The following is a 19,992-nucleotide window of genomic DNA, read 5'->3' on the forward strand; positions in this document are numbered from 1 at the left end:
GCGAACTGCTTTGGTGCCATTTGCGGTTTGAAGGTCTGCCAACCCCATGGAAAATGTGCAAAGTGCAGTGGCCACCCTGGTCCATAGCTCCAATACCCTGTTCATCCTGATTGGCGCGGTGATGGTTTTGGCCATGCATGCCGGTTTCGCCTTTCTTGAAGTGGGCACGGTTCGTCAAAAAAACCAGGTCAATGCCCTGTCGAAGATCCTCAGCGACTTTGCGGTCTCGACACTGGCCTACTTCTTTATAGGCTATTGGATTTCCTACGGGGTCAACTTCCTGCAACCGGCCGCCGTGCTCAGTGCCGATCACGGGTACGGCCTGGTGAAGTTTTTTTTCCTGCTGACCTTTGCCGCCGCTATTCCGGCGATCATTTCGGGCGGGATCGCCGAGCGGGCGCGCTTCGCTCCGCAGTCTCTGTGCGACGGCGTTGATCGTAGCGTTTATCTACCCGTTTTTCGAAGGCATGGTCTGGAACGGCAATCTTGGCCTGCAGGCCTGGCTACTGGAACGGTTTGGCGCCAGCTTCCATGATTTCGCCGGTTCCGTGGTGGTGCACGCCATGGGCGGTTGGCTGGCCCTGGCGGCAGTGCTGCTGCTCGGGCCTCGTAACGGGCGATACCGCGAGGGTCGACTGGTAGCGTTTGCGCCGTCGAGCATTCCGTTCCTGGCCCTTGGCTCGTGGATTCTGATTGTTGGCTGGTTCGGCTTTAACGTCATGAGTGCGCAAACGCTGCAAGGGGTCAGCGGCCTGGTAGCGGTCAACTCATTGATGGCGATGGTTGGCGGCACCATGGCGGCCCTGATCGTCGGGCGTAACGACCCCGGGTTCCTGCACAACGGTCCGTTGGCCGGGCTGGTGGCCATTTGTGCCGGTTCCGACCTGATGCACCCGGTCGGTGCGTTGGTCACGGGGGCCATTGCCGGCGCCCTGTTTGTCTGGTGTTTTATTGCGGCGCAGAACCAATGGAAAATCGATGACGTGCTCGGTGTCTGGCCACTGCATGGCCTGTGCGGGGCCTGGGGCGGCATCGCCTGTGGAATTTTCGGCCAGACAGCATTGGGCGGTCTGGGAGGCGTCAGCCTGATCAGTCAACTGATCGGCACGGCGTTGGGCATCGTCATCGCATTGCTCGGCGGGCTGCTGGTATACGGCGTGATCAAGCGACTGCACGGACTGCGCCTGAGCCAGGAAGAGGAGTATTACGGTGCCGACCTGTCGATCCACAAGATCGGCGCGGTCAGTCAGGACTGATGGCGGGCGCCCTGTGCTCGACGGTTTTTGGTGACCGGCCTAGAATGATCACCCATTCTTTCGTGGTCCGTCTGTCATGCCCCCTGAATGCCAGTTGTTCGGCACCCTTGGCTGCCACCTGTGTGAACTCGCCGAAGCGGAACTGATGCCGCTGGTCGAGCATGGCCTGTTGGTGGAGTTGGTGGATATAGCCGACAGCCAGGCACTGTTCGAAGCTTATGGCCTGCGGATCCCGGTGCTACGCCGAGTCGATACCGGCGCGGAACTGGGCTGGCCCTTCGACGCCGAGCAAGTCGTCGCCTTCCTGCGCTGAATCCTGGAGCCAGTTCGGCGCCATGCACTCCGTTTGTCGTGTCCCACGCGACACGCATTGGCGCCAACCCGGATATTCGGTTACTGTATGTGCATACAGTTATTCGGGTGGCCGCCATGTCCCTCACCTTGCTCGCCAGTACCCAGCGCCTGCACTTGCCCGACGCCGATGAGCTGAGCCTCAGCGCCGTGCATTCTGCCGCCGAAGATCGGGGCCAGAACTTCTCCCTTGACCAGATTGTCGGCCTGGGCGCGCCCCAGGTCCGTGCGGTGTTGGTCGAAGACGACACCTTGCTGGGCTTTGGTATTTATCCGGGTGACCGCCTGATCGTCGATCGTTCGATCAAGCCGGTTCAGGATCAGTACGTGGTGGCTCACCTTAATGGCGACAACGAGTATTGCGTGCGTTTGCTGGCAGCCGACCCCAAGGGCGGGCTGCTGCTCAAGGCCGCCCGGCCCTCGGTGCCCTCGGTTGCCTTCGACGATCTCGACCCGGCCCCGATCTGGGGCGTGGTGCTCTGGGTGGTCAGCTATGTGGGACGTGGCTGAGGGCGGTCCAGCAGGCTTTGCATAAAGCGTCAGGCATCAGCGGGCGCATACGAAACAGGAGTGATGCAGCATGGTCAATGTCGAACAGTTGAAAGCCAGCGTGAACCGGATGTCGGCCGACGTGGTGCGTGAGGCGGTCCTGGAGCTGCGGCTCGATGGCCTGGTGACGGAAGGGAAGACCCCATTCAACAAATTGCACTTCAATACCTGCTTCGCGGAAATCGAAGCCTTGTTCCAGCGCGCCGGGTATCACCGGCAACTGGATGTGGTGGGGTATCAGGGGTTGCTCTACGCGCTTTATGATCCCGGGCGCTGGGAGGCAGTGGAGGTATTGCGCTGGTTGAAAGAGTTCACCGAGGCTGCGGCCTTGCGCGAGTCAATGGCTACCTGTGAGGCCTGAACCAGGGCGGCACGGAATCTCCCCTAGGTAGGTTCCGGTGGTTACTGGATAATGCCCGCCTGCATTAACGGCAAGAGCTTGCGTATGTCCACTTCATCATTTTCCGCCACCCATAGCCAGGCCAGCACGCTGTACCTGCCGCCAGGCACCTGGGCCACCGTGCTTGACTGCCTGTGCGAACACTTCAGTGCCATTGGGCGCGAACAGTGGCTGGACCGGATTGCCCGTGGTCGCGTCCTGGATGCTCAGGGCCAGGCGATTGCCCTGGACCTGGCCTACAAGGAAGGCCTGCGAATCCACTACTTTCGCGAAGTGCCGGACGAAAAAGTCATCCCTGTGCTGGAAACGATCCTGTATGCCGACGAACACCTGGTCGTGGCAGACAAGCCGCATTTTCTGCCAGTGACGCCAGCGGGTGAATACGTCGAGCAGACCCTGCTGCGCCGCTTGATTCGCCGCCTGGACAATCCCCATCTGGTGCCATTGCATCGCATCGATCGCCACACCGCTGGGCTGGTGCTGTTTTCCGCCAATCCGCAAAGCCGTTCGGCGTATCAGTCGTTGTTCCCAACTCGCAAGATCGACAAGTACTACGAAGCCATTGCCCAGGCGTTGCCCCAACTGACATTCCCCCTGGTACACAAAAGCCGGCTGGTGGATGGCGAACCCTTCTTTCGCATGCAGGAAGGCCCAGGGGTGAGCAATACCGAAACGGCGGTGCAGGTTCTGGAGAAGAACGGCGACCTATGGCGGTACGGCTTGTCACCGGTCACCGGCAAGAAGCACCAGTTGCGGGTGCACATGACTGCGCTGGGGGCGAGCATCTGCAATGACCCGTTCTATCCCCAGGTACTGAAGGATGTCGAGGACGACTACGCCAACCCGCTGAAGCTGCTGGCCAAGGGGTTGCGCTTCAGTGATCCGTTGAGCGGCGTGGAGCGGGTTTTCGAAAGCCGGATCACACTGGCCTGGTGAGTCTTGGCCACCGCTGTTGCACCACAGGTTTTTCCGCCTCTCAGAGACGACAACGCCCGCGCAGGGCGGGCATTGTCGTGCAGCCGTAGAGGCCGAGGCTTACAGGTCTTTAACGGTGCGAACCTGATCCTTGTTGATGCGGGTCTGCTTGCCGTCCAGTTGTTCGAACTCGTAGAAGCCCGAGTCGGAATCGAATTTAGGGGTATCGACAGACTGGATTTCGCGACCGTCATTCAAGGTGATCACTGCAGGCGAGGAGCAACCAGCAAGGGTGGCCAAGCCCAGAGCAAGCATGAAAGTGGCGAGGGTCCGTTGAGTCATGAGATGTCTCCGCAAATGAATTCTTTTAAATACTGGACTTGAGACGTGTGACACGCCGGCAAGTTCCTTGGCGCCGTCATTCTGGCACGCGGGCGTGCAGACTTAACAGTTCGGGCGTATTGAGGTTGGCCAGGCGCTGATCATGGTCCGGGCACTGCAAGGCCAAAGCCCCCAGATTACGCATGATACGCCCAGGACTGCGTTCACCGGTATTCCAGGCGCTTTCAAACGCCCGGGCAAGCGCTACCGGGATCACGCACAGCAACGGTTGCCAATGTTCACCCTGGCGCAGCATCAAGGGTGTGTCCGGGTGCTTGCTGGCGGCTGCGCGCATCTCATGCACAAGCTGGGCATCAACGCGTGGTACATCGCACGGCAGCACCAGCAGATGAGCGTACCGTGCCACCGCCAGGCCGGCGCGAATGCCGGCCAATGGGCCTGGGAAGTCGGCAATCTCGTCGTGCACCAGTTGGTCGGCGTAGGCCGCGTACTGTTGCCGATTGCGGTTGCAGGAGATGATCAGGTCATCGGTCAAGCTGCGCGTCAGCCGGTGCAGATGGCTGATCAAAGGCTGGCCCTGCCACTCCAGCAATCCCTTGTCCTGGCCACCCATGCGTTGGCCGCGCCCGCCTGCCAGCAGCAAGATGGAGCAGGGCGGGAGCTGAACATTCACGGGCATGACGCTACTCCATCGGGGCGGCAAAAAAACAGGGCGCTGTGATATAACACCGGGCTGTTTCTCCTACAACTGGACGAGCCTATGAAAGCCAAGGCTGATGTACCTTTCGCCCCGCTGAACATCGCGGTGCTGACTGTCAGCGACACCCGCACGCTGGAAACCGATACCTCGGGACAGGTCTTTGTCGACCGCCTGGGCGCTGCTGGCCATCACCTGGCTGCACGGGTGTTGCTTAAAGATGACTTGTACAAAATACGTGCGCAAGTGGCCACCTGGATTGCCGACGACGTGGTGCAAGTGGTGCTGATTACCGGCGGGACTGGCTTCACCGGACGCGACAGCACCCCGGAAGCCGTCAGTTGCCTGCTGGACAAGCAGGTCGATGGGTTCGGCGAGTTGTTTCGCCAGATTTCGGTGGCGGACATCGGCACCTCGACGGTGCAATCCCGTGCGCTGGCCGGCCTGGCCAATGGCACCCTGGTGTGCTGCCTGCCGGGCTCCACCAACGCGGTACGCACGGGCTGGGACGGCATTCTGGCGGAGCAGTTGGACGTCCGTCATCGGCCGTGCAACTTTGTCGCCCATTTGAAGCAGGCGGCACCTTGTGAATCCCGTGGGTAAGCCAGGCAAGACCGGCAGTTTGATGCCGGTCGAAGTGGCATTGGCGCGCCTGCTGGAGATGGCCGAAGCGGCGCCGATTGTCGAGTGCGAAAGCCTGCCGTTGGCGGCCGCCGAGGGACGGGTGCTGGCCGAGGATCTGCTCTCGAGTCTCGATCTGCCACCGTGGCCCAACAGTGCCATGGACGGCTACGCCTTGCGCGTCGCCGACTGGACAGGCGAACCCTTGCCCGTCAGCCAGAAGATCTTCGCCGGAATGGCCCCCGAGCCGCTGGCCCCAGGCACCTGTGCGCGGATCTTTACCGGTGCCCCGGTGCCGGCCGGCGCGGACTGCGTCGAGATGCAGGAAAACACCGAGGTCCTGACCGATCAGCGCGTGCGCTTCAGCGAGCCTTTGCGCACCGGGCAGAACATTCGCCCACAAGGCCAGGAAACCACAGTGGGCGAACAGGTGCTGAACGCCGGTACGCGCCTGGGTCCGATCGAACTCGGCCTGGCCGCCTCATTGGGCAATGCCGAGCTCCGGGTGGTGCGCAAAGTGCGGGTCGCCGTGCTGTCGACCGGTGATGAGTTGGTGGAACCGGGACAGGCATTGGGGCCTGGGCAGATCTACAACAGCAATCGAGTGCTGCTGTGCAGTTGGCTGCAGCGCCTGGGGTGTGAGGTGTTGGATGCAGGCATTCTGCCGGACAACCTGCAGGCCACCCGCGAGCGCCTTGCGCAGTTGGGCAGCGTCGACCTGATTCTCTCCACTGGCGGGGTGTCGGTCGGCGAAGCGGATTTCCTCGGCATCGCGCTGCGTGAGGCGGGTGAGCTGGCGTTATGGAAGCTGGCGATCAAGCCCGGCAAACCCCTGACCTTTGGGCACTTTCAAGGTGTGCCGGTGATTGGCTTGCCGGGTAATCCGGCGTCGACCCTGGTGACCTTCGCCTTGCTGGCGCGCCCCTATCTGTTACGACGCCAGGGCGTGAGAGAGGTGACCCCGCTGCAGTTCCAGGTCCCGGCGGGGTTTGTCTGGCCCAAGGCTGGCAACCGTCGCGAGTACTTGCGCGGACGCCTGGAGCAGGGGCGGGCGATTATCTACCGCAACCAGAGCTCCGGCGTGTTGCGCAGTGCCGCATGGGCCGAAGGACTGGTCGAGGTGCTGGAGGAGCGCACCCTGGTCGAAGGTGATTGGGTGAACTTCATTCCATTGAGTGAAGTGCTTGGCTGATTCTGCGCCCGGCCCACGCTGCTGCCTGGGCCGGGCACGTGTTTAGTTGAGCAACGTCAGCAACTGATCGAAACGGCTGTTGGCGATCCAACTGACGAGGCCGATGATCACGATGAGGGTTCCGGTCGAGTAGGCAAGCCTGTACCGGATGGCTTGTAACTCGCCGCGGGCCTGGTGCAGGTCCTTGTGCAGGGACTTGAGATGGGCCTCCAGTTCTGCGATGCGAGGTTCCATGTCGCTTCCTTTGGCTGGTATGGACGTGCAACGGGTTGCCGAGTGAGGGTCGCCCTTGGAGGGTGTCGGCGCAGATTTTTTTGTTGTGGAGCGGGTCAGGGCCTGGAGTGCGGGGCCATTCATAAGCATTCACTTCCTTGTGTATTACCAATCTGTTCCTGAGGTGCCTGGACACAAGGTGTTCCAATATCAATTCAGCGTCAATTAGGCTGATTCGTCACAGGCTGTAAGAAAAAACTCGAAACTTATCGCGGTCCTGGGCTCTTTCAGTCGCGTGTGTGGTCAACATCTGCCAGAGGCCTTTGATCAATCGGGGAGATGACGATGAGTGAGCGCAAGGCGCTGTTGATTTTGCACGGTAAGCAGGCACTCAACGAAGAGGTCCGTACGGCGGTCGAGGAAAAGCGCGAGCAAGGATGGGAGCTGGCGGTGCGCCTGACGTGGGAGGCCGGGGACGCCCAGCGCATGGTGCAAGAGGCACTGGCGGCGGGCTTTACCCGATTGATTGCCGGGGGAGGCGATGGCACCTTGCGCGACATCGCTGAAGCGCTGGCAGCGCAGGCTGATCAAGCCAGCCTGGTGCTGCTGCCGTTGGGGACTGCCAATGACTTTGCGCGCGCGGCAGGGGTTTCCCTGGTACCGCGAGAGGCACTCGCGTTGCTGGACGTGCCGGCGCAACCGATCGACCTGGGGGAAGTGGGTGGCCAGGTGTTTCTCAATATGGCGACGGGCGGATTTGGCAGCCAGGTGACGGCGAACACCTCTGAAGACCTGAAGAAGATGCTGGGCGGAGCGGCTTACCTGTTCACCGGACTGTCGCGCTTCAGCGAGTTGCATGCCGCCTATGGCGAGTTGCAAGGCCCGGATTTTCACTGGCATGGGCAGTTGTTGGCGCTGGGGATCGGCAACGGCCGGCAGGCCGGTGGCGGGCATGAGTTATGTCCGCAGGCGCTGGTCAACGACGGCCTGCTGGATATCAGCATCCTCCCGGCACCGCAGGATGTCGTGGGGACGCTCAAGGACCTGTTGGTGGACGGTTGGGGCATCGACAACATGTTTGTCCGCGCGCGCCTGCCATGGGTCGAGATCAAGGTCTCGGAAGGGCTCTACATCAATCTTGATGGCGAGCCACTGGAAGGCGAGAGCCTGCGCTTTTCGGTGCGTCCTAGCGCATTGCGGGTGCATCTGCCCGCGGATTCGCCGCTGCTCAAGGCGTGAGCCGGATCAGTCGTCGAGGCTGATGATGCGCTCGCGCACGGCAAACAGCACCAGCCCCGCCACCTCGTAGATCTGCAGGCGCTTCATGATCTGCGAGCGGTGGGTTTCCACGGTCTTGATGCTCAGCCCCAGACCGGAGGCTATCTCGCGAGTGGATTTGCCGCGCACGATCAGCCGCAGGATCTCCAGTTGCCGCGCGGTCAGGTTATGGCTATCGACGGTGGCGACCTGAGGGGTGTGGGCCCGTGCCAGCGCCTGGTCGATCACGGTGTGGGCGATGGCCGGGCTCAGGTAGCGTTCGTTGTTGCGCAGGGCTTCAAGGGCGTGCTCAAGCTCCGTTGCCGTGGTGTCCTTGAGCAGGTAGCCATGAGCCCCGGACTCAAGGGCACGCATGATCAGCGTCGGCTCGGTGTGCATCGACAGGATCAGCACCTTGCTCTGCGGATGGACCGCCTTGAGCCTTTGCAGTGCGTCCAATCCGCCCACCTGCTTCATCGAGAGGTCGAGGACAATGATGTCCGGGTTCAAGCTCTCGACCATCTCCAGCACCTGGGCTCCATCATCGGCCTCACCAATCACCGCATAGCCGGGAATATCCAGGACCAGCGCACGCACGCCAGCCCTGATCAGCGAGTGGTCATCCACCAGTAGTAAGTTACAAGTCAATGGGGAACCTTATGGGTGGCGGCTCGTTCGAGTGTGCGGGGTGCCCAGGGGAAAAGGGCGTCGATCCGTGTTCCCTTGCCCGGTTCACTTTTGACGCTCAGTTGGCCACCCAACTGCTCGACCCGCTCCGACATGCCGGCCATGCCGCGCTGTCCCTCACGGCCAGGAAACGCGGCAGGAGAAAACCCCACACCATCATCACTGACCAACAGTGCCAGCCCCTCGGGCGTACGCTGCAAACGAACCAGCAGATTCTCGGCCTGGGCGTGGCGCAGCACATTGGTGATGGCTTCCTGGGTGACGCGAAACGCCGCGACCGCCATTTCTTCCGGAATGCCTGCCAGTTGCTGCTGGCATTCCAGGCTCCAGTGCAGACTGTTGTTGGCCAGCGTCTTGAGCAGATGGGCGCGCAAGCTGGCTTCCAGGCCCAGGCTCGACAGTTGCCGTGGGTTGAGCACCGCGCAAATGTCGTGCACCTTGGCCAAGGTGTCTTCCAGGGTTTCCCCAAGCAGGCTGCAGTGGCTGTGCAGTTCTGGCGGCAGGCGGCGCTTTAGCCATTCGTTTTGCAGTTTTGCGGCGGTGAGCAATTGGCCGATGTCGTCGTGCAATTCCCGGCTGAGTCGATGACGTTCGCTTTCCTGGACCTGCAGCAAGCGATCCGCCAGTTCCTGGGGCTGAAACTTGATGGCGCTGCGCAAGCGCAGGTATTGGCGCAATACGCTGATTGCCGCCGCCAGGCTCAACACCAGCAAGGCCAGTGGCACCGGACTGGACAGGGAATACGCCAGCAGGCAACCGAGGGCGGTGCCCAGGCCAAGCAGCAGGGTCAAGCGTTGTGCTGCCTGTCGGGAGGGGCGCCAGTTCATGACTGATTTGAGGCTGGCGTGCATGGCGCAGGGAACCCATGAATGTTCGCTGTGGGCTGGCCGGTCAGGGTGATTGACTGGAGCGGGCGGCTGCAAAGCAGAGCAGTCTGAGGGGCAAAGTCGAGCCTTGCACTTCCCGCCGCCAGGGGCCGGGATTCAGAGTGTCATTTCTGTAGCGTCAATTAATTGGTGCGCATGTTACCACCTAAGGTGCAGTTGGTCGCGTTTGCGCACAGTGCTCCGGCGTCGTCTTGATGACGTGCCTTACGCCCGCCTGGTGGCCATGGTTGCGTAGGCCAGGCCGCTGGTCGGCCCGCCGAGCGTACAGGGCACACCGTCGATTTGCGCGACGAATGCCTCAAGCAAAGACGCCTGCTCGGTACTGTCGAGACGCAGGTCACCGGTATACAGATCGACCAGTTCCAGTTGCCAGGCGATCAGCGTCAAACACTCCTTTAACACGCCAAGTGCCTGGTCATGCAAATTGACTTGCCCCTGTACCCGGCTGAGTACGGCATGTATGGAGCGGGCAAACGTACAGATGTCACCCAGCGCCAGGACGTGCGCGCGATTGGCCAGGGTGAGCAGAGTGCCAAGCAGGCAATGGATGGCGTCGGGGTCGTTTTTGATCAGTTGCAGGTGCGCCAGGCACTCTTCTGATTTTGCCAGCAGGGTTTCGGCTTCAATCAGGAATTCAGGCAGTCGCGGGTTCCAGTTTTTCCGTTCGTTCAACATGCTTTTCTCCACGACTTCAAGTCAGGTAGGGCAATCGGGCGTCGGGTGAACGGGGCTAAGTTACTGTCTGTAATTGCACAAAGTCTGTAGGACGGTTCCGGTTTTTCCGGCAAGTTCTTGTCTGTTACGCACAGGACCGCAGCGTTGGCGGCAGGGGTCGCACAACGAACGACGGCGGCATCGCGTCGTGAGGCTCTCGCTGAATGTTCTGACGGGGGGTAAAGAGGGCCTGGCGGTGGCTCCGCGATCAACAACAAAAGCCTGACTCCATTCATGCAATGAGAATGGCGTCACATTAATGGCTATTGGATATCACGAATATCAGGCGAGTCCCGATTGCACCTAGGGGTTTCCCTGATGCTGAACGCAAGGCTGATGGGGCAGGCAGTTCTCGGGGGGCGTTACCCCGGGAGAGATTCATTCAGTAGAGCATGATGCCAATATGACATCAATTTTTTTACGAAGCCCGTCACTCCAGGGTCAAGAAGTGCAGGCAGCCGCCGATACCTTGCCTGAGTGAATTCAATGGTAAACCCAGGAGTCATAATGGCCGGCATTCTCGACACGGTAGATCAACGCACCCAACTGGTGGGTGAGAATCGCCTGGAAATCCTCATGTTCCGCCTGGCCGGTCGGCAGTTGTTCGCGATCAACGTCTTCAAGGTGCAGGAAGTCCTGCAACTGCCCAAGCTGACCCTGATGCCCCATCGTCATCCGTTTGTCTGTGGTGTGGTCAATCTGCGTGGCCAGACCCTGCCCGTGATCGACTTGTCCCAGGCCATCGGCATGCGCCCGTTGGTGCCAGGCCCCAACAGCACGATTATCGTCACCGAGTACAACCGCTCGGTGCAGGCGTTCCTGGTCGGCGGTGTGGACCGCATTGTCAACATGAACTGGGAAGCCATTCTGCCGCCCCCCACCAGCGCTGGCCGCCAGCATTACCTGACCGCCATCAGCAAAGTCGATGAACAACTGGTGGAAATCATCGACGTCGAAAAAGTCCTCGCCGAGATCGTGCCCTACAGCACCAAGGTCTCGCGCGAGAAACTCGAGGACCCGGTGCTCGAGCGTGCCCGCCATCGTGAGGTGTTGCTGGTGGACGACTCTAACGTGGCGCTGGCGCAGATGCGCGACACCCTCAGCCAGTTGGGGGTGAAAATGCACATTGCCAGCGACGGCCTGAAGGCCCTGAAACTGCTCAAGAGCTGGGCCGACAGTGGGGTGGAGATGACCGAGAAGCTGCTGATGGTCTTCACCGACGCGGAAATGCCGGAAATGGACGGCTATCGCCTGACCACCGAGATCCGCAACGATCCGCGCTTGCGGGGGCTGTACGTGGTGCTGCACACCTCGCTGTCCGGCAGTTTCAACGAGTCGATGGTGAAGAAGGTCGGTTGCGACAACTTCCTCTCCAAGTTCCAGCCCGACAAACTGGTCGATGTGGTGCGCCAACGGTTAATGCTCGACGAAGTCCCGGCCTGATAACCCGAGGCCCTGCTCGCGGTCCCAACGCCACGAAATTCGCGCCCGCCAGGCGTTGGCACCCGACCGGCCTTTGATTCGGCGATCAAGCTCGTATAGGGTGGCGTTTTTGTCCATCAGGGAGCTGGCCATGTTGCGTCTGAGCGCGCTGTACCGTTATCCACTCAAGTCCGCCAAGGGTGAAGTCCTGCAACAGGCGCACCTGGACAAGCTGGGGCTGGCCGGTGACCGCCGCTGGATGCTGGTGGACGAGGCCAGTGGGCGGTTTCTGACTCAGCGGGCAGTGGCGGCGATGAGCCAATTGTCGGCCCTGTGGAATGCCACCGGCGGCCTGACACTGGCGGCGCCCGGGCATTCGCCGATTGAGGTGGCCCTGCCGGTGGACGACGCGCAACTGCGTGGCGTGACGATCTGGCGCGACACCTTGCGGGTGCCTGATGCCGGTGACGCCGCGGCCGCCTGGGTCAGCGCGTTCATTGGCAAGCCCACGCGCCTGGTGCAAGTCCCCGAGGCGTTGGCCCGGACCACCCAGGCAGGCTACGGCAAGGATGACGATAAAGTCGCCTTCGCCGATGGCTTTCCCCTGCTGTTGATTGGCCAGGCGTCGCTCGATGACTTGGTGCAACGGGTTGGTCGGCCCCTGGAGATGCTCAGGTTCCGGCCCAACCTGGTGATCGAGGGCAGCGAAGCGTTTGCCGAAGACAGTTGGAAGCGGATTCGCATTGGCGATGTCGAGTTCCGTGTGGTCAAGCCGTGCTCGCGCTGCATCCTGACCACCATCGACCCGCAGACCGGTGAGCGCAGCGCTGACCGCGAGCCACTGGCAACCTTGCAAAAGTACCGCACCCAAGATGACGGCGCGATGTTCGGGCAGAACCTGGTCAACGATGGTGATGGTCGGCTGGAAGTCGGCATGCCGGTGACGATTCTCGAATAACCCCCCTGGGCGCAGAACGAAAAATGCCCGTGTCTCAGGACACGGGCATTTTTTGTGCCGCGCTGGCGCTTAGCCGCGGTATTCGCACAGGTAGGCGCTGTCGACCGCCACTTTGAGCTGGAACTTGCTGTTGGCCGGAACATTGAACTGGCTGCCGGCAGCGAAGGTTTGCCAATCGTCGCTGTCCGGCAGTTTAACGGTCAGGGCACCCGAGACCACATGCATGATTTCACGCTGGCTGGTGCCGAACTCGTATTCGCCCGCCGCCATGACGCCAATAGTGGCCGGACCTTCGGCAGTGCCGAAAGCAATCGACTTGACGGTGCCGTCGAAGTACTCGTTGACTTTGAACATGGGCGATTCCTCGAAAAGGGCTAAAAAAGGCTGGCCAGTATGCACAAGGCCTTTTCGCCCGTCACCTGTTGCAGTCAAGGAGTGGCGGGCAGGCTCAACGGTAATAAACGGGCGGTATTGCGCGCATCCTCCAGCGCCCGATGCTGTTGCCCGCTGAACTGCAGGCCGGCCAGTTGCAGGGCCGCGTTGAGGCCCAGTGGCCGTTCCAGTCGACGGGCCTTGGCGAAGCGCTGCTTGAGATTGATGTGCGGCACCCGGCTCAGGACGCTGTCGAGTTGCAGGCGCTGCCATTCCTGGAGCAACTGTTTGCGATCGTAGTCGCCCCAACTGGCCCAGCCCTCCAGGCGGCTGTGATGCTGGCCCAGCCAGTGTTCAAACTGCAGCCAGACGTCTGCCAGCGGTTGGGCCGCGTCGATGTTGGCCTGGGTGATATGGGTCAGCTCCCGACAAAAAGGGGTCAACAAGGGGCGTCGCAACGGCCGGACGAAGCGCTGGAAGTGATCCAGCTCGCGGCCCTGGCGATTGACCAGGGTGGCACCGATTTCAATGATTTCCATCTCTTCGACCGGCCAGCCGCCGTCATCAGTTGTCGCTTCAAGATCAATTACCAGCCAATGAGGCATCACAGCTTTCCTGGTATCCGCGTACTGATGAAGCTGAGCGTAGCCAACCCCGGCGGTTCCGCCTAGGGGCTTATTCAACCTCCAATAAAATCTGACGATTTTTCACCTGGTCGCCGGGTCCGACCTGCAAGCGTTTGATCACGCCGTCGATACCGGCCTTGAGCGGGTGTTCCATCTTCATGGCCTCCAGCACCAGGAGCAACTGGCCCTTGCGGACCTGTGCGCCTTCGCTGACCAGCACGTCGACGATCGCCCCGTCCATCGGCGCTTTCAGGGTCCCGCAACTGGCGCTGGCCTGGCCGCGAACCGGTGCCAGGGTCTGGTCCTGCAGCACCAGGGCGCCAGGGCGGGTGCCTAGCCAGAGCTGGCCGTGGGCCAAGGCATAGGCACAGCGCCGACGGATGCCATCGAGCTCCAGATAGACTGAATGCGGGCTGATCTCCAACACCGTCAGGTGCAGTGTTTGCGCGGCCACTTCAATGCTCAACCGACCCTCGGCCAGCACCGTTACTTGCGCGGGCCAACGGGCATCCTGCAGGCCGATCTGCTGTTGCAGCGGGGCACTGGCATTGTTGCGCCAGCCCGTCAGCCCGGCGCTGTGTACCTGGGCGGACTGCTGATAGAACAAAGCCGCGGCGATCGCCAATTCTTCGGCGCTGGGGACGTGGGGGTGCAGGCTTGGGTGAGCGCTGAAATGCTCGGGGATAAAGCCGGTGCTGAACTCGCCGCTGATGAACTGCGGATGGTCCAGCAGGGCGGCGAGCAAGCGCTGATTGGTCTGCACCCCCAGCAGGACCGTGTCTTCGACAGCCCGCACCAGTTTGCGCCGGGCCTCTTCGCGGGTGGCGCCGTAGGCGATGATTTTTCCCAGCATGGGGTCGTAGAAGGGGCTGACCTGCTGCCCTTCGAGCAGGCCATGGTCAATGCGCACCCCCGCTTGCAGGGCCGGCAACCAGTGGTGGATACGCCCGGTCTGTGGCATGAACGCCTGCGCCGGGTCCTCGGCATACAGGCGCACCTCCATGGCATGGCCCTTGAGCTCGACCTGTTCCTGGCGCAGTGGCAGGGGCAATCCGGCGGCGACCTGCAGTTGCCAGGCCACCAGGTCGAGGCCGGTGATCAGCTCGGTGACCGGATGCTCGACCTGCAACCGGGTGTTCATTTCCAGGAAGTAAAAGTGTCCACGGCTGTCGAGCAGAAACTCCACAGTGCCGGCGCCGACGTAGTCGACCGCGCGCGCCGCCTTGAGTGCGGCTTCGCCCATGGCCTGGCGCAGCGCTGGGGTCATCACCGGGCAAGGCGCCTCTTCGATGACTTTCTGATGGCGGCGCTGGATGGAGCAGTCACGCTCGCCGAGATAGATCAGGTGGCCGTGCTGGTCGCCGAACAACTGGATTTCAACGTGACGCGGAGCGATCAGCGCCTGCTCCAGAATCAGCTCGGCACTGCCAAAGGCATTCAGGGCTTCGGAGCGCGCAGTGCGCAGTTGCTCCAGTAGCTGGCCAGCCTCGTGCACCAGGCGCATGCCGCGTCCACCACCGCCGGCGCTGGCCTTGATCATCAACGGATAGCCGATGCGCTCGGCTTCGCGCGCCAGGGTCTGATCGTCCTGCTCCGCGCCCTGGTAGCCGGCGATGCACGGCACGCCGGCGGCAAGCATGGCGACTTTCGACAGGCGTTTGCTGCCCATCAGTTCGATGGCCTCGGGGCTTGGGCCGATAAAGGTCAACCCGGCGTCGGCGCAGGCTTGGGCGAACGGCGCGTTTTCCGAAAGGAAACCATAGCCAGGGTGGATCGCGTCGGCCCCGCTGCGCCGTGCGGCGTCGAGGATCGCCTGGGCATTGAGGTAGGACTGGGCCACCGCCGCAGGGCCGATATGCACGGCTTCGTCGGCCAGTTGCACATGCAGGGCGTCGGCGTCGGCGTCGCTGAAGACGGCCACTGTGCGATAGCCCAGGGCCTGGGCGGTGCGCTGGATACGGCAGGCAATTTCACCGCGGTTGGCGATGAGGATTTTGCGCAGAGTGGGCATGGTCGGATTCCCATTGGTGAGTGCGGAGTCTGTAAGGGCCTGCTCGCGATGCGTTCAGGGCGCCCAACCCGGTTTGCGTTTCTGGATAAAAGCCAGGGTGCCCTCGACGCCTTCTGCGCCTGTCACTGCCGCGCTGAACCACTGCGCGGCCTGGTCGAGCAAGGGCCCCAGCGGTTGTTCGGTGCTGGCCAGTAGCAGGGCCTTGGTCGCGGCATTGGCCTCCGGCGCGCAGCACAGGACGTGCTCGAGTACCGCGTCCAGGCGTTCGGCCAAGGCTTGCGCGTCCTGTTCGACAAAATGCACCAGGCCCAGACGTCGTGCCTCGTGCCCATCAAAACGTGCCGCCGTCAGGGCCAGGCGTCGGGCCTGGGTCAGGCCGATACGCCGGACCACAAAGGGCGCGATCTGCGCCGGCAGCAGCCCCAGGCTGGTTTCCGGCAGGCCGAATTGCGCCTGGTGGTCGGCCAGGGCGATGTCGCTGACACAGGCCAGGCCCAGGCCGCCGCCGAGCACCGCACCCTGCAGCACGCAGATCAGCACTTGCGGCGCGTGCTGGGCCTCCTCCAGCAACGCGCCGAAGGCCCGGTTCAGCTCACGGTAAGCGTCTGCACCCTGGGCTCGGGCGTTGGCCATGTCTTTCAAGTCGCCGCCGGCACAGAAATGCCCGCCGGCGCCGCCCAGCACCAACGCGCGTACCTGGCGGTCATCGCGCACAGCCGCCAGCACGGCACGCAACTCGGCGACCATCTGCAGGCTCATGGCGTTACGGCAATCGGCGCGGTTCAGGGTGATGTGCAGCACGCCGCTGTGTAGGTCCAGCAACAGGGTCTGGCAATCGGGCAGGGGGCTCATTTTTTCTTCCCGGGCAGGGTGCCCATCAGCTTGCAGATGATCCCCAGCATGATTTCGTCGGCACCGCCGCCGATCGACACCAGGCGCACGTCGCGGTAGGCGCGGGCCACCGGGTTGTCCCACATGAAGCCCATGCCGCCCCAGTACTGCAGGCAACTGTCGCTGACTTCCCGGCCCAGGCGACCGGCCTTGAGCTTGGCCATGGACGCCAGTCGGGTGACGTCCTGGCCTTTGACGTACTGCTCGGTGGCCTGATAGACCAGCGCCCGCAGGCACTCGATCTCGGTGGACAGTTCGGCGAGACGGAAGTGGATGACCTGGTTGTCGATCAGGGCATTGCCGAAGGTCTTGCGTTCCTTGCAGTACTCGATGGTGCTGTCGACGCAGTACTCCAGGCCCTTGATCATGTTGGCCGCGCCGAACAGGCGTTCTTCCTGGAACTGCAGCATCTGCATCATGAACCCGGCCCCTTCGTGGCCGATGCGGTTACGTTGCGGCACGCGCACGTCATCGAAGAATACCTGGGCGGTTTCCGAGCTGCGCATGCCCAGTTTGTCCAGGTGCGAACCGAGGCTGACGCCAGGCGTGTTCATCGGCACCATGATCAGCGACTTGTTGATGTGCGCCTTGTCGTCCGAGGTGTTGGCCAGCAGGCAGATGAAGTCGGCACTTGGCGAGTTGGTGATCCACATCTTGCTGCCATTGATCACGTAGTCATCGCCGTCCTTGCGCGCGGTGGTCTTCAACCCGGCGACATCGGACCCGGCGCCGACTTCCGAGACGCCAATGCAGCCGACCTGTTCGCCGCTGATGGCCGGGCGCAGGAATTCCTCGCGCAGCTCATCGGAGCCAAAGCGCGCCAGCGCCGGGGTGCACATGTCGGTCTGTACGCCGATGGACATGGGAATCCCGCCGCAATGAATGGTGCCGAACTCTTCGGCCGCGACGATCGAATAGCTGTAGTCCAGGCCCATGCCGCCGAATTTTTCCGGTTTGCTGATACCCAGCAGACCCAGCTCGCCGGCCTGGCGAAAAATCTCATGGATCGGGAAACGCCCGGCCTTCTCCCACTCATCGACGTAGGGGTTGATCTGGCTGTCGACAAACTGGCGCACAGTGCGGCGCAGGGCTTCGTGTTCCTGGGTAAAGATCATTTTTATTGTTCTCCTTTGGCCGGACTAGAACCGGGCGACACCAAAACTGTTGGGTTGCAACTGACGAACCTCGGCCTCCTGGCAAATATCCAGCAGGTAGCCCAGCAGCGTGCGACTGTCCCGTGGATCGATCAGTCCGTCATCCCACAGGTTGGCACTGGCGTAGAGGGCGGTGGACTGGCTGTCGAGTTTTTGTGCGGTGACGTGCTCCAGCATGTCGAGCATCTTCGGGTCCGGGACCAGGCCATCCTTGAGCTGCCTGGCCTCGGTGACGATGCGCAGCACTTTGCCGGCCTGGGCGCCGCCCATCACCGCCGTGCGGCTGTTGGGCCAGGCGAAGATGAAGCGCGGATCGAGGCCGCGGCCGCACATCGCGTAATTGCCAGCACCGTAGGAGCCGCCGACCACCAGCGTCAGTTTCGGCACACGGGCATTGGCCACGGCCTGGATCAGCTTGGAGCCATGCTTGATCACCCCTTGTTGTTCCGACTCGGTGCCGACCATGAAGCCGGTGGTGTTGTGGAAAAACAGCAGGGGGGTCTGGCTCTGGTCACACAGTTGGATGAACTGCGCCGCCTTGCTCGCGCCTTGCGGGGTGATCGGGCCGTTGTTGCCGATCAAACCACAGGGCCGCCCCTGGATTTTCAGATGGCCGCACAGGGTCTGCTGGTCGAACTCGCCCTTGAACTCGAGGAAGCGTGAGCCGTCGGCAATGCGCGCGATGATTTCGCGCACGTCGTAGGGTTTTTTCGGGTCGGCAGGAATCAGTCCCAGCAGCTCCTCGATGGGATACAGCGGTTCATCGAAATCGGGGCGGGCGGGCTGTGGCAGGCGGGCATTCCACGGCAACAGGCTGACGATCTCGCGCACCAGGCGCACGCCATCGGCATCGTTTTCGGCCAGGTACTCGGCGGTGCCGGCGGTCTGCGCGTGCATTTCGGCGCCGCCCAGGGCTTCATCGGTGGCGATTTCCCCGGTGGCGGCCTTGAGCAGCGGCGGGCCGGCGAGAAACAGCTTGGCCTTGCCGCGCACCACCACCACGTAGTCCGACAGCCCGGGCTGGTAGGCGCCACCGGCGGTGGCCGAGCCGTGCACCACGGTAATCTGCGGCAGCCCCATGGCCGACATCCGGGCCTGGTTGGCGAAGCTGCGCGCGCCTTCGACAAAAATCTCGGCGGCGTAATTGAGGTTGGCGCCGCCGCTTTCGGCGAGGGTGATCACCGGCAGTTTGTTTTCCATGGCGATCTGTTGCAGGCGCAGGGATTTTTTCAGGCCGCTGGGGGAAATGGTCCCACCCTTGATCGCGCTGTTGTTGGCCACCACCAGCACCCGGACCCCGGACACATACCCGATCCCGGCGATCAAGCCGCCGCCGGCCTGGCTGCCGTCCTTGTCGTCGTGCAACTTATAGCCGGCCAGGCTCGCCAGCTCGAGAAACGGCGCGCCGGGGTCCAGTAACAGGTTCAAGCGTTCGCGCGGCAGCAGTTGCCCGCGCCGGTCGAATTTCGCCTTGGCCTCGGCGGCCTTGGTCAGCAGGTTGCGTTCCAGTTGGCGGACCTGCTCGATGCTGGCCACCATCGCCTCGCGGTTAAGCGCAAACTGCGGACTGTGGGGGTCGAGTTGGGATTCGATCATCGGCATTGCTCAGTCCTCGTCCTTGAGTACATCGGGCATATAGGCGCGGTGAAAGCCATTGAAGGACTCGCTGTGCTGGGCCTTGTGCAATGGCCACGCCCGACTGCCGAGACTGGCCGCGCCGTCGATGCGCAGGGTGCTGCCGCTGACAAATGCCGCCGCGGGACTGAGCAGGAACACGATGGCGGCGCTGACTTCCGATTCGCTGCCAATGCGCTTGAGCGGCACGTGCTCGCGCAGGGTCGGGATCACCGCCTTGAATGCACCTTCGTAGGTGTCCATGCCGCTGGAGGCAATCCAGCCGGGGGCCACGGCATTGACCCGGACCCCGGCATAGCCCCATTCGACGGCGGCGGTCTTGGTGAGGTTGTCCATGCCCGAGCGCGCCGCCCCCGAGTGGCCCATGCCCGGCATGCCGCCCCACATGTCGGCGAGCATGTTGACGATGGCGCCACCGGTCTTGCACATGGACTGGTTGAACACTTCCCGGGCCATCAGGAAACCGCCCACCAGGTTGGTGCGCATCACCGTCTCGAAGCCTTTCTGGGTGATCGACGCCAGTGGCGCGGGGTATTGGCCGCCAGCGTTGTTGACCAGGCCGTGAATCGGTCCATGGGTCTTGAGCAGTTCGCTCACCAGGTGCTTGACGGCGTCCTCGTCACGAATGTCGCAGGCTTGCCAACTGGCCTTGCCACCGTCTTCGGCAATTTCAGCGGCGACCTGCTGCAGTTTTTCCGCCTTGCGCCCCACCAGCAGCACGTGGGCGCCAAGGGCTGCCAGCTCGTGGGCGGTGCAGCGGCCGATGCCACTGCCGCCACCGGTGACAATGATGTTTTGACCGGCAAACAGCTCGGGTTTGAAGATCGAATCAAAAGCCACGG

General features: G+C 62.3%; 22 protein-coding genes and 1 pseudogene. 10 read left to right on the top strand and 13 right to left on the bottom strand.

Annotated features, from left to right (window positions below; translation table 11 throughout):
* Nucleotides 1–46 precede the first annotated feature (46 nt).
* The 5 genes and pseudogenes from Q1W70_RS18365 (at nt 47) to Q1W70_RS18385 (ending at nt 3,492) form a co-directional block, all read left to right on the top strand.
* Nucleotides 47–1,256 (top strand): annotated as a pseudogene (locus Q1W70_RS18365) (ammonium transporter).
* Nucleotides 1,257–1,332: 76 nt separating this feature from the next.
* Nucleotides 1,333–1,569 (top strand): glutaredoxin family protein, encoded by a 237-nt coding sequence (locus tag Q1W70_RS18370; RefSeq protein WP_166590174.1) that lies wholly within the window; start codon nt 1,333–1,335, stop codon nt 1,567–1,569.
* Between the two features lie 116 nt (nt 1,570–1,685).
* Nucleotides 1,686–2,117 (top strand): LexA family protein, encoded by a 432-nt coding sequence (locus Q1W70_RS18375; protein WP_166590175.1) that lies wholly within the window; start codon nt 1,686–1,688, stop codon nt 2,115–2,117.
* A gap of 70 nt (nt 2,118–2,187) precedes the next feature.
* On the top strand, nt 2,188–2,517 hold the full coding sequence (locus tag Q1W70_RS18380; RefSeq protein WP_166590176.1) for a transcriptional regulator: 330 nt from the start codon (nt 2,188–2,190) through the stop codon (nt 2,515–2,517).
* An 84-nt stretch (nt 2,518–2,601) separates the two neighbouring features.
* Complete coding sequence (locus Q1W70_RS18385; RefSeq protein WP_166590177.1) at nt 2,602–3,492, top strand: pseudouridine synthase; 891 nt, start codon at nt 2,602–2,604, stop codon at nt 3,490–3,492.
* 99 nt (nt 3,493–3,591) lie between these two features.
* On the opposite strand, the gene Q1W70_RS18390 is transcribed toward Q1W70_RS18385, so the two are convergent.
* Together Q1W70_RS18390 and mobA are read right to left on the bottom strand one after the other, a co-directional pair.
* Nucleotides 3,592–3,813, bottom strand: coding sequence for a YgdI/YgdR family lipoprotein (locus Q1W70_RS18390; RefSeq protein WP_166590178.1), 222 nt, complete (start codon nt 3,811–3,813; stop codon nt 3,592–3,594).
* A 76-nt stretch (nt 3,814–3,889) separates the two neighbouring features.
* Nucleotides 3,890–4,492 carry a molybdenum cofactor guanylyltransferase MobA gene (mobA, locus tag Q1W70_RS18395; RefSeq protein ID WP_302097712.1) on the bottom strand — a complete coding sequence of 201 codons (603 nt, stop codon included), beginning with the start codon at nt 4,490–4,492 and terminating at the stop codon, nt 3,890–3,892.
* Nucleotides 4,493–4,573: 81 nt separating this feature from the next.
* Between mobA and moaB the strand changes: the two genes are divergently transcribed.
* Both moaB and Q1W70_RS18405 read left to right on the top strand, forming a co-directional pair.
* On the top strand, nt 4,574–5,113 hold the full coding sequence (moaB, locus tag Q1W70_RS18400) for a molybdenum cofactor biosynthesis protein B (protein WP_166590180.1): 540 nt from the start codon (nt 4,574–4,576) through the stop codon (nt 5,111–5,113).
* A gap of 22 nt (nt 5,114–5,135) precedes the next feature.
* A complete protein-coding gene (locus tag Q1W70_RS18405; protein ID WP_166590232.1) occupies nt 5,136–6,323 on the top strand; it encodes a molybdopterin molybdotransferase MoeA in 1,188 nt (395 codons plus the stop codon).
* A 42-nt stretch (nt 6,324–6,365) separates the two neighbouring features.
* Here Q1W70_RS18405 and Q1W70_RS18410 read toward each other — a convergent pair whose 3' ends face one another.
* Nucleotides 6,366–6,557 (bottom strand): hypothetical protein, encoded by a 192-nt coding sequence (locus Q1W70_RS18410; RefSeq protein WP_166590181.1) that lies wholly within the window; start codon nt 6,555–6,557, stop codon nt 6,366–6,368.
* Nucleotides 6,558–6,881: 324 nt separating this feature from the next.
* On the opposite strand from Q1W70_RS18410, the gene yegS reads away from it, so the two are divergent.
* On the top strand, nt 6,882–7,775 hold the full coding sequence (gene yegS, locus Q1W70_RS18415) for a lipid kinase YegS (protein WP_166590182.1): 894 nt from the start codon (nt 6,882–6,884) through the stop codon (nt 7,773–7,775).
* A gap of 6 nt (nt 7,776–7,781) precedes the next feature.
* Here the strand turns inward: yegS and Q1W70_RS18420 are convergent, their stop codons facing one another.
* From Q1W70_RS18420 to Q1W70_RS18430, 3 genes are all read right to left on the bottom strand, one after another.
* Nucleotides 7,782–8,441 carry a response regulator gene (locus Q1W70_RS18420; protein WP_166590183.1) on the bottom strand — a complete coding sequence of 220 codons (660 nt, stop codon included), beginning with the start codon at nt 8,439–8,441 and terminating at the stop codon, nt 7,782–7,784.
* The gene (locus Q1W70_RS18425; RefSeq protein WP_302097714.1) at nt 8,438–9,331 is read right to left on the bottom strand and encodes a sensor histidine kinase; all 894 of its coding nucleotides are present in this window, start codon (nt 9,329–9,331) and stop codon (nt 8,438–8,440) included. Before Q1W70_RS18425 ends, Q1W70_RS18420 begins: the two co-directional genes overlap by 4 nt.
* Nucleotides 9,332–9,571: 240 nt before the next feature.
* A complete protein-coding gene (locus Q1W70_RS18430) occupies nt 9,572–10,042 on the bottom strand; it encodes a hypothetical protein (protein WP_302097715.1) in 471 nt (156 codons plus the stop codon).
* A 546-nt stretch (nt 10,043–10,588) separates the two neighbouring features.
* On the opposite strand from Q1W70_RS18430, the gene Q1W70_RS18435 reads away from it, so the two are divergent.
* Nucleotides 10,589–11,524 carry a chemotaxis protein CheV gene (locus Q1W70_RS18435; protein WP_159997247.1) on the top strand — a complete coding sequence of 312 codons (936 nt, stop codon included), beginning with the start codon at nt 10,589–10,591 and terminating at the stop codon, nt 11,522–11,524.
* A 130-nt stretch (nt 11,525–11,654) separates the two neighbouring features.
* Nucleotides 11,655–12,461 (top strand): MOSC domain-containing protein, encoded by an 807-nt coding sequence (locus Q1W70_RS18440; RefSeq protein ID WP_166590186.1) that lies wholly within the window; start codon nt 11,655–11,657, stop codon nt 12,459–12,461.
* A 69-nt stretch (nt 12,462–12,530) separates the two neighbouring features.
* On the opposite strand, the gene ppnP is transcribed toward Q1W70_RS18440, so the two are convergent.
* From ppnP to Q1W70_RS18475, 7 genes are all read right to left on the bottom strand, one after another.
* Nucleotides 12,531–12,815, bottom strand: coding sequence for a pyrimidine/purine nucleoside phosphorylase (gene ppnP, locus Q1W70_RS18445; protein ID WP_095168189.1), 285 nt, complete (start codon nt 12,813–12,815; stop codon nt 12,531–12,533).
* 74 nt (nt 12,816–12,889) lie between these two features.
* A complete protein-coding gene (locus tag Q1W70_RS18450) occupies nt 12,890–13,438 on the bottom strand; it encodes a 3'-5' exonuclease (protein ID WP_166590187.1) in 549 nt (182 codons plus the stop codon).
* Between the two features lie 70 nt (nt 13,439–13,508).
* Entirely contained in the window at nt 13,509–15,470 is a 1,962-nt protein-coding gene (locus Q1W70_RS18455; RefSeq protein ID WP_185819147.1) for an acetyl-CoA carboxylase biotin carboxylase subunit, read from the bottom strand.
* A gap of 54 nt (nt 15,471–15,524) precedes the next feature.
* Nucleotides 15,525–16,322, bottom strand: a complete 798-nt coding sequence (locus Q1W70_RS18460) for an enoyl-CoA hydratase/isomerase family protein (RefSeq protein ID WP_166590189.1) — start codon at nt 16,320–16,322, stop codon at nt 15,525–15,527.
* Entirely contained in the window at nt 16,319–17,476 is a 1,158-nt protein-coding gene (atuD, locus tag Q1W70_RS18465) for a citronellyl-CoA dehydrogenase (RefSeq protein ID WP_166590190.1), read from the bottom strand. The genes Q1W70_RS18460 and atuD overlap by 4 nt, the downstream gene beginning before the upstream one ends.
* Nucleotides 17,477–17,500: 24 nt before the next feature.
* Nucleotides 17,501–19,117 (bottom strand): geranyl-CoA carboxylase subunit beta, encoded by a 1,617-nt coding sequence (gene atuC / locus Q1W70_RS18470; RefSeq protein ID WP_182341554.1) that lies wholly within the window; start codon nt 19,115–19,117, stop codon nt 17,501–17,503.
* Nucleotides 19,118–19,120: 3 nt separating this feature from the next.
* Nucleotides 19,121–19,990, bottom strand: coding sequence for an SDR family oxidoreductase (locus Q1W70_RS18475; protein ID WP_166590192.1), 870 nt, complete (start codon nt 19,988–19,990; stop codon nt 19,121–19,123).
* Nucleotides 19,991–19,992: the final 2 nt, after the last annotated feature.

This window comes from Pseudomonas kielensis, from assembly GCF_030505375.1.
Classification (GTDB): domain Bacteria; phylum Pseudomonadota; class Gammaproteobacteria; order Pseudomonadales; family Pseudomonadaceae; genus Aquipseudomonas; species Aquipseudomonas kielensis.

Coding starts and splice junctions, on each gene's coding strand:
- Q1W70_RS18370 (WP_166590174.1), top strand. CDS start 1,333: ATGCCCCCTGAATGCCAGTTGTTCGGCACCCTTGGCTGCCACCTGTGT.
- Q1W70_RS18375 (WP_166590175.1), top strand. CDS start 1,686: ATGTCCCTCACCTTGCTCGCCAGTACCCAGCGCCTGCACTTGCCCGAC.
- Q1W70_RS18380 (WP_166590176.1), top strand. CDS start 2,188: ATGGTCAATGTCGAACAGTTGAAAGCCAGCGTGAACCGGATGTCGGCC.
- Q1W70_RS18385 (WP_166590177.1), top strand. CDS start 2,602: ATGTCCACTTCATCATTTTCCGCCACCCATAGCCAGGCCAGCACGCTG.
- Q1W70_RS18390 (WP_166590178.1), bottom strand. CDS start 3,813: ATGACTCAACGGACCCTCGCCACTTTCATGCTTGCTCTGGGCTTGGCC.
- mobA (WP_302097712.1), bottom strand. CDS start 4,492: ATGCCCGTGAATGTTCAGCTCCCGCCCTGCTCCATCTTGCTGCTGGCA.
- moaB (WP_166590180.1), top strand. CDS start 4,574: ATGAAAGCCAAGGCTGATGTACCTTTCGCCCCGCTGAACATCGCGGTG.
- Q1W70_RS18405 (WP_166590232.1), top strand. CDS start 5,136: ATGCCGGTCGAAGTGGCATTGGCGCGCCTGCTGGAGATGGCCGAAGCG.
- Q1W70_RS18410 (WP_166590181.1), bottom strand. CDS start 6,557: ATGGAACCTCGCATCGCAGAACTGGAGGCCCATCTCAAGTCCCTGCAC.
- yegS (WP_166590182.1), top strand. CDS start 6,882: ATGAGTGAGCGCAAGGCGCTGTTGATTTTGCACGGTAAGCAGGCACTC.
- Q1W70_RS18425 (WP_302097714.1), bottom strand. CDS start 9,331: ATGCACGCCAGCCTCAAATCAGTCATGAACTGGCGCCCCTCCCGACAG.
- Q1W70_RS18430 (WP_302097715.1), bottom strand. CDS start 10,042: ATGTTGAACGAACGGAAAAACTGGAACCCGCGACTGCCTGAATTCCTG.
- Q1W70_RS18435 (WP_159997247.1), top strand. CDS start 10,589: ATGGCCGGCATTCTCGACACGGTAGATCAACGCACCCAACTGGTGGGT.
- Q1W70_RS18440 (WP_166590186.1), top strand. CDS start 11,655: ATGTTGCGTCTGAGCGCGCTGTACCGTTATCCACTCAAGTCCGCCAAG.
- ppnP (WP_095168189.1), bottom strand. CDS start 12,815: ATGTTCAAAGTCAACGAGTACTTCGACGGCACCGTCAAGTCGATTGCT.
- Q1W70_RS18450 (WP_166590187.1), bottom strand. CDS start 13,438: ATGCCTCATTGGCTGGTAATTGATCTTGAAGCGACAACTGATGACGGC.
- Q1W70_RS18455 (WP_185819147.1), bottom strand. CDS start 15,470: ATGCCCACTCTGCGCAAAATCCTCATCGCCAACCGCGGTGAAATTGCC.
- Q1W70_RS18460 (WP_166590189.1), bottom strand. CDS start 16,322: ATGAGCCCCCTGCCCGATTGCCAGACCCTGTTGCTGGACCTACACAGC.
- atuD (WP_166590190.1), bottom strand. CDS start 17,476: ATGATCTTTACCCAGGAACACGAAGCCCTGCGCCGCACTGTGCGCCAG.
- atuC (WP_182341554.1), bottom strand. CDS start 19,117: ATGCCGATGATCGAATCCCAACTCGACCCCCACAGTCCGCAGTTTGCG.